This window comes from Duganella sp. P38, from assembly GCF_050859475.1.
Taxonomy (GTDB): domain Bacteria; phylum Pseudomonadota; class Gammaproteobacteria; order Burkholderiales; family Burkholderiaceae_D; genus Rugamonas.
Genome location: NZ_CP193936.1, coordinates 1,935,895 through 1,950,022, shown reverse-complemented (window position 1 = coordinate 1,950,022; position 14,128 = coordinate 1,935,895). Strand labels below are relative to the sequence as shown.

The window sequence follows — 14,128 nt, the reverse complement described above, 5'->3', positions numbered from 1 at the left end:
TCAGTCGGTACGCAGTTTGAAGCGTTGCAGCTTGCCGGTTTCGGTGCGCGGCAAGGCGTTGAGGAACTTGATCGAGCGCGGATATTTGTAGGGCGCGATCTGCTCCTTCACAAACTCCTGCAGTTGCGCCGCCAGCAGCGCCGATGGCTCGACGCCCGCGCGCAGCACCACGTGCGCCTCCACAATCTGGCCGCGCTCCTCGTCCGCCCTGCCGATGACGCCGCACTCCGCCACGGCCGGATGACGCAGCAACGCATCTTCCACTTCCGGCCCGGCGATGTTGTAGCCGGCCGAAATAATCATGTCGTCCGTGCGCGAGCGATAGTAGAAGTAGCCGTCGGCGTCCATCTCATAGGCGTCGCCGGTGAGGTTCCAGCCGTTCAGCACATAATCGCGCTGGCGCTCGTCGGCCAGGTAGCGGCAACCGGTCGGGCCTTTCACCGCCAGCCGCCCGATCACGCCGGGCCCCACGGGATTGCCCTGAAAATCCAGAATGCAGGCCTGGTAGCCGGGCACCGGCTTGCCGGTGGCGCCCGGCCGCACCTGATCGCCGGAAGCGGAGATAAAGATATGCAGCATCTCGGTCGCGCCTATGCCGTCGATCATTTGCAGGCCGGTGGCCTGGCGCCAGCTTTCGCGCGTGGCCACCGGCAGCGTTTCGCCGGCAGATACCGTCTTCTGCAAGCTCGATATGTCGAACTGCGGCGCCAGCGCCGCCATCTGGCGGTACGACGTGGGCGCAGTAAAACACACGGTGGCGCGGTGCGTCTCGATGGCCTGGAGCAGCGTCTCGGGCGTCAGCTTCTCCAGCAGCACCGCCGTCGCGCCAACGCGCAGCGGAAATAGCAGCAGGCCGCCAAGGCCGAAGGTAAAGGCCAGCGGCGGCGTGCCGATGAAAATGTCGCTGCGCTGCGAGTGCAGCACCGAGCGCGGGAAGCAGTCGCAGATCACCATCACGTCGCGGTGGAAGTGCATCGTGCCCTTGGGGATGCCGGTGGTGCCGGAGGTGAAGCTGATCAGGCAGACGTCGTCGGCCGAGGTATCGACCGCGTCGAAATGCTCCGGCTGAGCGGCCATGCGCGTTTCCAGTTCGCTGAACCACAGCGTGTTGGCGCGCGCCGCCGCCGGCTGGTCGGCCGCGGCCATTTCCTCGCGCAGGCTGTCAGCGCACAGCACCGCGTTGGCCTGCGCCTTGTTGGCGATGGCGCCCAGCTCGCGCGCGCGCAGCAGCGGCATGGTCGGCAAGGCGATCAGCCCCGCCTTCATCACCGCCAGGATGCAGGCCGCCATCATCGGGCTGTTGGCGCCGCGCAGCAGCACGCGGTTGCCGGTTTCCAGCCGCATTTCGCCGCGCAGCACGTTGGCGATGCGGTTGACCTGCCGCTGCAACCGGGCGTAGGTCCACTCCTCTTGCGCGCCGCGCAGCGCCACGCGCTCCGGCGCGGCGCCGTCCAGCAGCAGCGCCACGCAGTTGAGGCGCGGCGGATACTGCAACTCGGGAAGGTCGAAGCGGAGTTCCGGCCATTGTTCGGGCGGCGGCAAATGCGCGCGCGCAAAATGGTCGGTATAGGCGCTGGCTGCGAGAGGTGGGTTCATAATCGCCTTGAAGTGGGAAGTCGAAGGGTATCCGCTGCACCGCAGATACTTTAAACTTAAACTATCTCAGCATCAAGTGCTTCTTGTAATTTTCAGCCGGCGTCCTGCCGCGCCAGGCCGGCCTGGTGCACCACGGCGCGCAGCACATCGGCCAGCACGGCCTGCACCGCGTCATTGGACAACTGCCCCGGCGCCACGCTTTTCAGCGCGTCGGCGGCGCCGTGCAGGCCCAGTGTGGCGCAGCCGGCGTGCAGGCGGTCGAGGCGCGCCTGCGCCTCGCGCTGCTCGCCGCGGGACAGCAGGGATTCGAGATCGCCGGCGGCGGCGGTCAGCTGGTTCTGGAAGCCGCTCAGGTAGACCAGCAGGCGCTCGCCATTGATGCCGAGGCGGCGCTGCGTGTCGGCCGGGACTTCGGCCTGATGGTCGTAGCCACTGGCCGCCTGGTCGAGAAAGCTTGCCAGGTGCACGCGCACCTGGTCCGCCTGGAACGGCTTGACGATATAGCCGGCGGCGCCGGCCTGAATGGCTTCGCTGACGGTATCCTTGTCGTTGGCCGAGGTGACCAGCACGAACGGCATGGCGCCGATGTCCGCATGGCCCTTCACGCGCTGCAGCAGCTCCATGCCGGACAGGCGCGGCATGCGCAGGTCGCAGAAGCAGATGGCCGGCCGCAAGCCGGCCTCCAACTGCTCCCAGGCGTCGGCGCCATCTTCTGCTTCGACAATCTCAAACTTGCCGCAGCTGTCAATGAGGTGCATCAGCACCATGCGTGAGACGACATCATCGTCCACTACCAAAACTTTCATGAAGCTCCCTGAGTCGCGTGTTGTGATGATATTACATCAATAACAGCCGCTTGCAACGTGCAGGACAAGATAAAACCCCGCTTATTGCGCGCTGGCCGCCGCCAGCAGGCGGCGCAACTGCGGCATGGCCGCCGCCACCTGCGCCCAGTTGCCGTGATCCGCTTCCAGTTCCAGGTCGCTGCACAAGGCTTGCAGCTCCTGCTCTTCAAGGTAGCCGGCGCTGCCCTTCATGCCGTGCAGCAGGCGGCCGGCCTTGTCGCTGTCGCGCGCGGCCAGCGCCTGCTCCAGCTCCGCCAGCCGCAATGGCGCGTCCTGATTGAAGGCGCTGCGCAGGCGCGATTTGAGGTCGCTGCCGCCGCTGTGCTGCGCCAGGCGCGAAGTCTCCAGCGCCGCCGGCGCCACGCCGAACATCGCGTCCAGCTCCGGCGTGCCCAGCGCCGGGTTGCGGCGCGGCTGCATCACCGGCAGGCGGAAGCCCCGTTGCAACTGGCGTTCAATCGCGCGGCTCAACTGGAAGTGCAGCTTGTCCTCGTCGATCGGCTTGGTGAGGAAATCGTCCATGCCGGCGGCCAGGTAGCGGCTGCGGTCTTCCTCGCTGGCGTTGGCGGTGAGCGCGATGATCATCAGCTCCTGGTCGCGCACCGGCGCGTCGTCCGGGCCGCCGGACCGGATCAGGCGTGTGGCGCTGGCGCCGTCCATTTCCGGCATGCGGCCGTCCATCAGGATCAGGTCATAGCGCGTCAGCGAACAGGCGCGCACCGCCAGCGCGCCGTTGGCGGCGATATCGACCTTGTGGCCCAGGTCTTCCAGCATCATGCGGATGATGATCTGATTGGTCGGGAAGTCCTCGGCGCACAGCACCTTGAGCTGATGGCTGTGCGGCTCGCGCGGCACATGCGGCACCACCGGCGGCGCCACGCCGTTCGGCAGCGGCAGCTCGAACATGAAGGTGCTGCCCATGCCCGGCGTGCTGACGGCGCTGATGCTGCCGCCCATCAGGTCCACCAGCTGGCGGCAGATCGCCAGTCCCAGCCCGGTGCCGCCATAGCGCCGCGTGGTCGAGGCGTCGGCCTGCTCGAACTGCTGGAACAGGCGCGGTATCGCTTCCGCCTCGATGCCGATGCCGGTGTCGGAGACGCTGAAGCGGATGCGGTTGTCCGCCTCTTCGTCCGGCACGCGCTCAACGCGCATCCTCACCATGCCCTGCTGGGTGAACTTGAAGGCGTTGCCGACCAGGTTGACCAGCACCTGGCGCAGCCGCGTCGGATCGCCGACCACGAACTGCGGCAGTCCCTCGCCAAACTCCAGTGCAAAGCCGACGCTGTGCGCGGCCGCCTGCTCCTCGAACAGGCTGACCACATTCTCCACCGCCGACGACAGCGAGAAGTCGATATTCTCGATCGACAGCTTGCCCGCCTCGATCTTGGAGAAGTCCAGCAGGTCGTTGATGATGGACAGCAGCGACTGCGCGTTGGCCTGCGCCCGCAGGATCTGCTCGCGGGTGCCGGCCGCCACTTGCAGGTCGCGCAGCGCGAAGCCCAGCATGCCGATCACGCCGGCCAGCGGGGTGCGCATCTCGTGGCTCATATTGGCGAGGAACTCGGACTTCTGGCGGGTGGCGTCTTCCGCCTTCTTCTTGGCGTAGCGCAGCTGGTCGCGCGTCTGGCGCAGCGTTTGCAGCGTTTCCTCCAGCTCCTGGTAGGCGCGCGCGTTTTCCAGGCCGGCGGCGGCGTGCGACGCCAGCGTTTGCAGCATGTCCATGTGGATGCGCTGGTAGCTGTTCTTCTCCCGGCTATGTACGCTGAGCAGGCCGACCACCTTGTCGCCGGCGATCAGCGGTGCATACATCAGCGACTGCACCGGCACCGGCAGCAGGCCGTCCTCGCGCACGCAGGGGGTCAGTAGCTCCAGGCCGGAATCGTCCATGTACTGCCGGTACTCGCTGTGGAAATCGTTGATCAGGATCGGCTGGCGATGCGTCAGGCACCACACGGCCAGCTGGTTGGGCTGATCGAGGCGGCGCTGGTACGGCAAGGCGCGCACGCCGTCCTCGATGGCGAACGGGAACTCGATCACGCCGGCCTCCTCGCGCACGAAGCCGATGCCGAAAATGCGCGCGTTCATCAGGTGATTGACATGGCGGTACAGCGCGCCCATGGTGGCCTCGATGTCCAGCGAGGCGCTCATCTCGCGTCCCAGCTCGCTCAGCACCGAGATGTTGCGGTGCGCCTGTTCCACTTCCTCCTTCTGGCGCTCGGTGTCGATGCGGCGCTGCTCGGCCTCGGCGCGCTGCGCCTCCGCTTCCAGGCGGCGCCGTTCCAGTTCGTGCTTCTGCTGTTGCAGTTGCTGGTTTTTGTACTCGACTTCCGCCGTGCGCGAGCCGACCAGTTCTTCCAATCGCATCTGCTGGTGCCGCAGGCTGCGCACGCGTGCGTGATAAACGGCGTAGGCGCCGCCCAGCGCCAGCACGCCAAGCAAAGTGCGGAACCACCAGGTTTTCCAGAACGGCGGCAGGATGGTGATTTCCAGCGTGGCGGCGTTGTCGTTCCAGATGCCGTCCTTGTTGGCGGCCTTCACGCGGAAGGTGTACCTGCCGGCATCGAGGTTGGTGTAGGTGGCAAAACGCTTGGTGGAATCGGTCACCACCCAGTCTTCATCGAAGCCCTGCAACTGGTAGGCGAAGCGGTTGCGCTGCGGCGCCGCGTAGTGCAGCGCCGCGAATTCCAGCGAAAACACCGAGTCCGCTTCCAGCAGCGTGAGGGCGCTGGTGTGCTCGATGGCGGTCTTCAGCACATCCGGATGATCGCCCTGCCCCGGCTTGAGCGAACGGTTGAAGATCTGGAAGTCGGTGATCGCCACTGTCGGCGCCACGCTGTTCTCGCGCACATCGGCCGGCGAGAAAGCGGTAATGCCATTGAAGCCGCCGAAGTACAGCGTGCCGTCCGCCGTGCGCAACGCGGCACCGTCGAAGTAAGCGCCTTCGATGGTGCCATCGGCGCCGCTGTAGTTGCGCACCAGGCCAGTCGCCGTGTTGAGGCGCGACAGGCCGCTGTTGGTGCTGATCCAGAGATTGCCCCAGTCGTCCGGCAGGATCGAGGCGATGGCGTCGTCGGCGATGCCGTCCTTGCGCAGGTAGCGGCGGAAGCGCGGATTGCCGTCGGCCGCCACTTCCATCCTGTTCAGGCCCGCCGCCGTGCCGACCCAGATGACACCGCGCGGGTCCTCGTACAGGTAATGCACCTCGTCGTGACTGAGGCTGTTCGGATCGGCGGGATCGCGGCGGAAGTGGCGGAACTTGCCGGTCTTGCGGTCCAGCAGATCGAGGCCGTTGAAGGTGCCGATCCACAGCTGGCCCTTGCTGTCTTCCAGTATCGGCCGCACCACGTTGTCCGCCAGGCTGGTGATGTCGGACGGATCGTGGCGGAAGGTGCGCGTCTCCAGCGTTTGCGGATCGACCCGATGCAGGCCGCCGCGCGAAGCCACCCACAGGATGCCGCTGCGGTCCTGCACGATGTTGCGGATGGTGTCGCTGGCGGGATCGCCGCGCACGAAGGACAGCGCGCGGATCCGCGCCGCTGCCCAGGTTCAGATGATTGATGCCGGCCGGGCCGCCGATCCACAGGTTGCCGTTCTTTTCGCGCCACAGCGCGGTGACCTGATCGTCGCTGATGCTGTTCGGCTGGCGCGGATCGTGGCGCCACACCTTGCTGGTGCCGGTCAGCGGATCGTACAGGTTCAGGCCCGCGCTACTGCCCAGCCACAGCTTGCCGCGGCCGTCGGCGACCATGGCGCGCACCTTGTTGTCGCTGAGAGAATTGGGCTGGTCGGCCTGGTGGACGATGCGCGCGAAGCCGCCGCTGCCCATGTCGACGCGGCTGACGCCGTCGTTCCAGGTGCCGACCCAGAAGGTGCCCACGCGGTCGCGGAACAGCGCGGAAATCTGGTTGTCCGCCACGCTGTGCGCGTCGCTGACCTGGTGGCGGTACTGCGCCAGCCGCTCCTCGGTCGGCAGCCAGCGGAACAAGCCATCCGCCAAGGAGCCTACCCACAGGTTGGCTTCCGCGTCCTCGTACAGCGCGGTGATGCTCACGCCGGGTTGCAGTCCCTCGCGCGCGCCAAAGCGGCGGCGCTGCGGCTCGCCGTCCTGCAAGCGCCACTGTTCCAGGCCGCCCTGCGTACCCACCCACAGGGTTTGCGCGCGGTCCACCTGCAATGCCACCACCGAATTGAACTTGCTGTCGCCGCTGGCGTCCACCGCGTAATGGCGGAAGCGCGTGCCGCCCGGCGGCAGCATGTCCAGGCCGGCGGCCGTGCCCACCCACAGGCGGCCGTCGGCGTCGCGCGCCAGCGCGTTCACATGGTCGTTGGCCAGGCTGCCGTCATCGGCCGGGTCGTGGTGCCAGCTGGTGAAGCGCTTGCTGGCCGGGTCGAAGTGATGCAGGCCGTCGGCGCTGGCCACCCACAGCCCGCCCTTGCCGTCATCGACGATCGCGCGCACGTGGCGGTTGCCGTTGCCGCGCTGCGCCGACTCGCGCGGCACGAAGTGGGTGAAGGTGCGCGTGGCCGAGTCGTAGCGATCCAGGCCGCCGTCGGTGCCTACCCACAGCTGGCCGGAAGGGTCGAGGTGCAGCACGCGCACCCAGTTGTCCACCAGGCTGCTCGGATCGGAGACGGCGCTCTTGTAGGTGATGTTGCGGTAGCCGTCGAAGCGCGTCAGGCCGGCCTGCGTGCCGAGCCAGATGAAGCCCTGCTTGTCCTGCGCGATGGCCAGCACGGTTTCCTGCGCCAGCCCATGCTCCACGCTGAGCTGCTCGAAGCGCAAAGTGCGCGGCGGCGCGCCGGCGCTGGCCGTCGCTTCCCACAGCAACAGCACCGGCAGCAGCGCCGGCAACAGCAGTCGGCGGCAAAGACGTGTAAAACGGGACATGGATCAGGATTCGAAGAAGGCCAGCACGTCGCTCTTGCGCGCGAAGGTATCGCGCTGGCCGAGGCGTATCAACTCGCAGGTATAGGTGGATTCAAACAGCAGGTAGGACGCCAGCGCGGCGCCGCGCGCCTCGGTGGCGCCGATGCCGGACAACATGGTGCGGATCGGCGCCGGCAGGCTGGCGATATGGCGGGTGGCGATATCGTCGAGCCGTTCGGACGGCGCGATCACCAGCAGCTTCACCGGCTTGAGCGGCGTTTGCTCCAGCAGTTCCGGCGGCAGCATCGACAGCGTGCGGTTGATGCGCTCCAGCCGTTCGATGTCGACCGCCAGGCCGTCGAGGAAAATCGACGACAGCGCATGGCCGGCGATCTGCGCCAGGCTCGGATAGCGCGCCGCGTTCTTCTCGGCCGCGCTGCGCGCCGGCTCGGTCAGGCGCCCGGCGCCCACCACCAGCACCTTGCTGGCGCCGAGATGGATGGCCGGCGAGATCGGTGCCAGCTGGCGCATCGAACCGTCGCCACAGTATTCGCGGTGGCCGCCCATGTACAGCGGCGTGGCCGGGAAGATGAACGGGATCGCCGCTGACGCCAGCAGGTGCTCGACGCCGATCTGGTCCTGCAAGGCCACGCGCTGCATGCGCACCCATGGCGCGATGTCGGCGGCGGTCTGGTAAAAGGTCAGGTGATTGCCGGCGGTGTAGGACGAGGCGGTGACGGCCAGCGCGTGCAGCAGGCCTTCGGACAGCACGCTGTCGAGGCGCGGCAGGTCCAGCATGCGGTGCAGCAGGCCGACCAGCGGCGTATTGTCCAGCAGCGACGCCGGCGGCGCCGCGCGCCATTTGCGCAGCAGCCAGCCGAAGGACAACAGCGACAGCCAGCGCGCGCCGGAACGGATCACGCCCAGCGAGTCGGCGCGGTACACCTGCTCCACCTCGATGTGCTGCCAGACGTCGAGCAGCTTTTGCACACCCTCGCCGAAGTTGTCGGCGCGGCAGGCCAGCGCCGTGGCGTTGATCGCGCCGGCCGAGGTGCCGCAGATGATCTCGAACGGATTGCGCGCCGGCGGCCAGCCCTCCTCCCACAAGATCTCCGAGATCGCCTGCAACACGCCAACCTGTAGGCGGCGCGCGCACCGCCCCCGGTCAGTATCAAGCCTGTTTTCTTTTGGAGTCCCATCTTGCAAGATTAGCAGGGTCTGCGCGATTTGGGGAGCTTAATCCCCCAAAACCACCCCTTCCCGGCGCGGATCGGCGCCGCCAAACCATTCCTGCCTGCCGTCGACGGTGCGGCGCTGAATGCCTTGCAAACCCGAGTTCTGATCATATTCGCGGATATCGTGGCCGCGCGCTTTCAGCTGCGCCACCACGGCGCGGCTGACGCGGCCCTTTTCCAGCTCGGTCGGGCCGTTGCGGCTGCCGATATTGGGCAGGCTGATGGCCTGCTGCACATCGAGCCCCCAGTCCAGCGTGCCGACCAGCACCTTGGCCACGTAGTTGATGATGGCCGAGCCGCCCGGCGAGCCGGTGGCCAGCACCAGCTTGTGCGTGCCCTTGTCGAACACCAGCGTCGGCGACATGGCGCTGCGCGGGCGCTTGCCCGGCTGGACGCGGTTGGCGATCGGGCCGTTTTCGTCCTGCGAGTCGAACGAGAAGTCGGTCAGCTGGTTGTTCAGCATGAAGCCGTCGACCATCTGGCGCGCGCCGAAGGCGTCTTCCACCGAGGTGGTCATCGACAGGCCGCCGCCGAAGGCGTCGACCGCCACCAGGTGCGAGGTGGATGGCTTGTCGATGGCGGTGTCGGCGCCCCAGGCGACCTGCATGGTGTCCGGCGTGCCGTATTTGGCAGTGCCCATCGACTGTTCGCCGATCAGCGCCGCGCGCTGTTTCAGGTAGCCCTTGTCCAGCATGGCGGCAACGCCTTTGCCGGGCAGCGGCACGAAGTCGGTGTCGGCGACGTAGCGGTTGCGGTCCGCGTAGGCCAGTCGTCCGGCTTCGCTGAACAGGTGGATGCCCTCGGCGGTCAGCTGGCCGTTGACCGGCTTGTAGGCGCTGATGTCCTGGTTCTCCAAAATGCCCAGCATCTGCGCGATGGCGATGCCGCCCGACGATGGCGGCGGCGCGCCGCACACGGTCCACTGCTTGTAGTCGCTGCAGATCGGCGCGCGTTCCCTGGCTTGGTAGCCGGCGATGTCGGCGGCGGTCAGCTTGCCCGGATTGGTCGGGTGCGACGCCACTTTCGCCGCGATGTCGCTGGCGATGCGGCCCTTGTAGAAGGCGTCCGCGCCGCCGTCGGCGATTTCGCGCAGCGTCCTGGCCAGCTCCGGATTTTTCAGGATGTAGCCGACCGGGCGAGGCTTGCCGTCGGCGTCGTAGAAGTAGGCGCGGGCGACCGGATCGCGCGCCAGGAATTTGTCGTAGGAGATCAGCGCGTTCAAACGCGGGCTGACGGCAAAACCGTTCTGCGCCAGTTCGATGGCCGGCTGGAACAGCGTTTTCCACGGCAGCTTGCCGTGCCGCTTGTGCGCCAGCTCCAGCATGCGCAGCACGCCGGGCGCGCCGGTCGAGCGGCCGCCGACCACGCCTACTTCGCGCGACACCGGCTTGCCGGCGGCGTCCTGGAACAGGTGTTCGTCGGCAGCGGCGGGCGCGGTTTCGCGGCCGTCATACGACTGCACGCGCTTGCCGTCGGAGTACACCAGGAAGGAGCCGCCGCCGATGCCGGACGATTGCGGCTCAACCAGCGTCAGCACCATTTGCACGGCGATGGCCGCGTCGATGGCGGCGCCGCCCTGCTTGAGCATCTGATAGCCCGCCTGCGTGGCCAGCGGATTGGCGGCTGCCACCATGAATTTTTGCGCCGACTTGCCGGCCTTCTCGGCATAGCCGGTGGCGATTTCCGGCGCGTGGTCCGGCGTGGCGCGCTGCGCCCAGGCTGGCGCGTGCAGCGCGCCGATGATGGCGACGCTCAGCGCCAGGGTCTTCAAACGAATCATGTACTCTCCCAAACAAATCATCTGGCATCGTACACGAATTCGTTTAGATCGTTTTGCGTGCTGTTTTGCGTGTTATTGCGTAGGCATGCCGTCGCTATTTGGGCTGCATGCGGATCGCGCCGTCGAGGCGGATGGTTTCGCCGTTCAGCATCGGGTTCTCGATGATGGCTTTCGCCAGCAGCGCGTATTCATCCGGTTTGCCGAGACGCGGCGGGAACGGCACCATCGCGCCCAGCGCGTCCTGCACCTCCTGCGGCATGCCCATCAACATCGGCGTTTCGAAAATGCCGGGGGCAATGGTCATCACGCGGATGCCATTGCGCGACAGGTCGCGCGCCATCGGCAGCGTGAGGCCGGCGACGGCGGCTTTCGACGAGGCGTAGGCCGCCTGGCCGATCTGGCCGTCAAACGCGGCGACCGAGGCGGTGTTGATGACGACGCCGCGTTCGCCCGTCTCCAGCGGCGCGTTCCTGCTCATGGCGTCGGCGGCCAGGCGGGCCATGTTGAAGGTGCCGACCAGATTGATCATCACCACTTTCTGAAACAGCTCCAGCGCGTGCGGGCCGTCCTTGCCGACCGTCTTGGCGGCCGGCGCGATGCCGGCGCAGTTGACGATGCCGCGCAGCGTGCCCTGCACCAGCGCTGCCGCAACTACCGCCTTGCCATCGTCCTCCGAGGTGACATCGCACCTGACGAAAACGCCGCCGAGTTCAGCGGCCAATTGCTGGCCGGCCTGTGCCTGCACGTCGGCCAGCACCACCTTGCCGCCCTGCTTTGCCACCATGCGCGCGGTCGCCGCGCCCAAACCCGACGCCCCGCCGGTGATGATGAATACGCTGTCCTGTATCTGCATGCCTGTCTCCCATTCTTATTTGACGTTTTACGTAAACGTCATCATTGTAGCACCCGTCGTTCCCGCGCAGGCGGGAACCCATGGAACGGCTCAGCATGGATTCCCGCCTGCGCGGGAATGACGGCTACTTCGATCGCAGCGGGGGCACATCCTTTTTCCTGACATCATCAACAACCAGAACATGTTTATCGACCGCGCCGGACTTTTGTTGTTTCACCACCTGGACGGCGACCGGGCGATTATCGTGGACGGAGCGTGGCGCTTTCGGTGCGAGCATGGTTTTCCCCTGAACTTGTTATTGGAAAGGCAAATGGGGATGCTATGCATTTTTCACAAGCCGCCTGGCAACAATCCACTACACTACCCGGCAAGGAGGAAGTCATGAAACACCACTACCAACTCACCGTAACCTGGACCGGCAACCGGGGCAGCGGTACCTCGGGCTACCGCGACTACGACCGCGACCACGCCATCAGCGCCGCCGGCAAGCCAACCATTCCAGGCTCGTCCGACCCGGCCTTCCGCGGCGACGCCACGCGCTGGAATCCGGAAGAACTACTGGTGGCGTCGGCGTCGGCCTGCCACAAGCTGTGGTATCTGCACCTGTGCGCGGACGCCGGCATCATCGTCACCGCCTACGAAGATGCGGCCGCCGGCACCATGCACGACGACCGCTTCGAGCGCATCGTGCTGCGCCCGCGCGTCACCATCGCGGCCGGCGACCGCGAACTGGCGCTGCAACTGCACCACGTGGCGCACCAGAAGTGCTACATCGCCAACTCGGTCAACTTCCCCATCCTGTGCGAACCGTCCATCGTGTAAGCACTTTATTTTTTGCCAAGCAACAGCTACAATACAAATGATTTTCATTCTCATTGCGGCAAGCGACCGCATTTTACGAACCACCTAGCACCCGGTAGGCAGCCAGGCACCACCACTCTGGAAAGCCTTATGTCTACCTGTCGTCCTGTTGTTGCCACTTTGCTGGCGCTGTCCGTCCACCAGGCCTGGGCCGCCGACGCGGCCATTGACGCCGCCCTGCCGACCGTCGTCGTCACCGCCTCCGGCACCGCCGTCGATATCAAGGATGCGCCGGCCAGCGTCAGCGTCATCACCCGCGAAGAGATCGAGCGCCAGCCCGTCTACGACCTCAACACGCTGCTGCGCCGCATTCCCGGCGTCACCGGCGGCACCAGCCCGGTCGGCGAGGAATCGAAGATCAAGCTGCGCGGCCTGCCCGATAAATACACGCTGATCCTGGTCGACGGCAAGCGCGTCGGCAGCTCGGCCGACACCGCCTACCGCCCCGACCTCGGCCGCCAGGACTTGAACTGGATCTCGCCCGACATGATCGAGCGCATCGAAGTCGTGCGCGGCCCGATGTCGTCGCTGTACGGCTCGGACGCCATGGGCGGCGTAATCAACATCATCACGCGCAAAGTGCCGGGCAAATGGAACGGCTCGGCCACCGCCAACACCACCCGCCCGCAGGACAGCGGACGCGGCCACGCGACCCAGCTCGGCTTCAACGTCGCCGGCCCGCTGAGCGACACGGTCGGCATGCGCTTCGGCGTCAGCCAGAGCAAGCAGAATCCCGATGAACAGGTGCGCGGCAACGCCGGCGGCATCGGCGGCGAACGCAACCAGAGCGCCAGCGCACAACTGAGCTGGAAGCTCGGCCAGCGCCAAAGCCTGACCGTGGACGCCAGCTACGGCCGCCAGCAGGCCAGCGACTCATCGACGCTGGACCCGGACGGCGAACCGCTGTTCTACGCCTGGGGCGCCAGCAAGCTGATACGCAAGAGCGTCAGCCTCGGCTACGAGGGCCGCTTCGACCTCGGCACGGCCAAGCTCAACCTCTATCACAATGACTTCGACAACCGCATCGCCAACACGGTCGCGCGCGCCAAGGACACCACGCTGGACGCCACGCTGGAAAAACGGCTGGGCTGGGGCGTCGAGCAGTTGCTGGTGGTAGGCGCGCAGTGGAAAGACCAGCAGCTGACCAATACCGACACCATCGGCACCGTGCCGACCGATTATCTGGGCAACAAGGTCGAAGGCGCAACGCTGTCCGGCACCACCTCGGCGCTGTTTGCCGAAGACCAGCTGTTCCTGCGCGAGGACCTGAGCGCCACGCTCGGCCTGCGCCTCGACCACCACAGCAAGTTCGGCAACCACTACAGTCCGCGCGCATACCTGGTCTACCACCCTGCGCCAGCGTGGACCGTCAAGGGCGGCGTGTCGCAGGGCTTCCGCGCGCCGAGCCTGAAGGAAAACTCGCCGGCCTCGGCCACCAATTCGGGCGGCCGGGGCTGCACCAGCCTGTTCCCGCTGGGCTATGTGCGCGGCGGCTGCTACATGGCCGGCAATCCGGATTTGAAGCCGGAAACCAGCACCGCCGCCGAACTGGGCCTGGCCTATGAGCATCAGGGCTGGGACCTCGGCATCACCTATTTCCACAACGACTTCAAGAACAAGATCGACTATGCGCCGCTGGGCTTTTACCAGAGGCTGTGGTGGACCCGGCTGACCAACATCCAGAAGGCGCGCACCCGCGGTCTGGAGGCGACCGCCACGGTGCCGATCACGCGCAACCTCAATTGGCGCAACAACTTCACCTATATGCGCGAGGCGAAGAACCTGACCACCGGCGCCAACCTGCTGTCGACGCCGCGCCTGTCGTGGTACTCGGCGCTGGGCTGGCAGGTCAGCGACCAGTTGTTCGGCGAGGTAGCGGCGCAGTACACCGGCAAGGAGCTCGATGCCGGGCCGCTGTCGAACCGCGCTTACACCATTGTCGACGCGGTCGTCTCGTACAAGGTCACGCCGCGCTGGACCGTGCGCGGCGGCGTCGAAAACCTGTTCAGGAAGGGGCCGACCGCCGACGGCCTGGTCGATTATTACGTGCCGGGCCGACGCATGTTCGCCGGCCTGACCGCGCGCTTCTGA

At 66.5% G+C, this 14,128-nt stretch carries 8 protein-coding genes and 2 pseudogenes; 2 read left to right on the top strand and 8 right to left on the bottom strand.

Annotation, left to right across the window (positions count from 1 at the left end):
* The 8 genes and pseudogenes from ACRQ5J_RS08925 to ACRQ5J_RS08890 form a co-directional block, all read right to left on the bottom strand.
* The gene (locus ACRQ5J_RS08925) at nt 1-1,596 is read right to left on the bottom strand and encodes an AMP-binding protein (protein WP_432382701.1); all 1,596 of its coding nucleotides are present in this window, start codon (nt 1,594-1,596) and stop codon (nt 1-3) included.
* A 92-nt stretch (nt 1,597-1,688) separates the two neighbouring features.
* Entirely contained in the window at nt 1,689-2,402 is a 714-nt protein-coding gene (locus tag ACRQ5J_RS08920; protein ID WP_432382699.1) for a response regulator, read from the bottom strand.
* An 81-nt stretch (nt 2,403-2,483) separates the two neighbouring features.
* A complete protein-coding gene (locus ACRQ5J_RS08915) occupies nt 2,484-5,912 on the bottom strand; it encodes an ATP-binding protein (RefSeq protein WP_432382697.1) in 3,429 nt (1,142 codons plus the stop codon).
* 265 nt (nt 5,913-6,177) lie between these two features.
* A pseudogene (locus ACRQ5J_RS08910) lies at nt 6,178-7,329 on the bottom strand (ligand-binding sensor domain-containing protein); the annotation flags it as partial.
* A gap of 3 nt (nt 7,330-7,332) precedes the next feature.
* Nucleotides 7,333-8,507, bottom strand: a pseudogene (locus ACRQ5J_RS08905) (patatin-like phospholipase family protein).
* 37 nt (nt 8,508-8,544) lie between these two features.
* Nucleotides 8,545-10,323 (bottom strand): gamma-glutamyltransferase, encoded by a 1,779-nt coding sequence (gene ggt / locus ACRQ5J_RS08900; protein ID WP_432382695.1) that lies wholly within the window; start codon nt 10,321-10,323, stop codon nt 8,545-8,547.
* 94 nt (nt 10,324-10,417) lie between these two features.
* Nucleotides 10,418-11,176, bottom strand: coding sequence for a 3-hydroxyacyl-CoA dehydrogenase (locus tag ACRQ5J_RS08895; protein WP_432382693.1), 759 nt, complete (start codon nt 11,174-11,176; stop codon nt 10,418-10,420).
* 124 nt (nt 11,177-11,300) lie between these two features.
* Nucleotides 11,301-11,453, bottom strand: a complete 153-nt coding sequence (locus tag ACRQ5J_RS08890) for a hypothetical protein (RefSeq protein WP_432382691.1) — start codon at nt 11,451-11,453, stop codon at nt 11,301-11,303.
* Between the two features lie 104 nt (nt 11,454-11,557).
* On the opposite strand from ACRQ5J_RS08890, the gene ACRQ5J_RS08885 reads away from it, so the two are divergent.
* Complete coding sequence (locus ACRQ5J_RS08885) at nt 11,558-11,998, top strand: OsmC family protein (RefSeq protein WP_432382689.1); 441 nt, start codon at nt 11,558-11,560, stop codon at nt 11,996-11,998.
* 129 nt (nt 11,999-12,127) lie between these two features.
* Nucleotides 12,128-14,128 carry a TonB-dependent receptor domain-containing protein gene (locus ACRQ5J_RS08880; protein WP_432382687.1) on the top strand — a complete coding sequence of 667 codons (2,001 nt, stop codon included), beginning with the start codon at nt 12,128-12,130 and terminating at the stop codon, nt 14,126-14,128.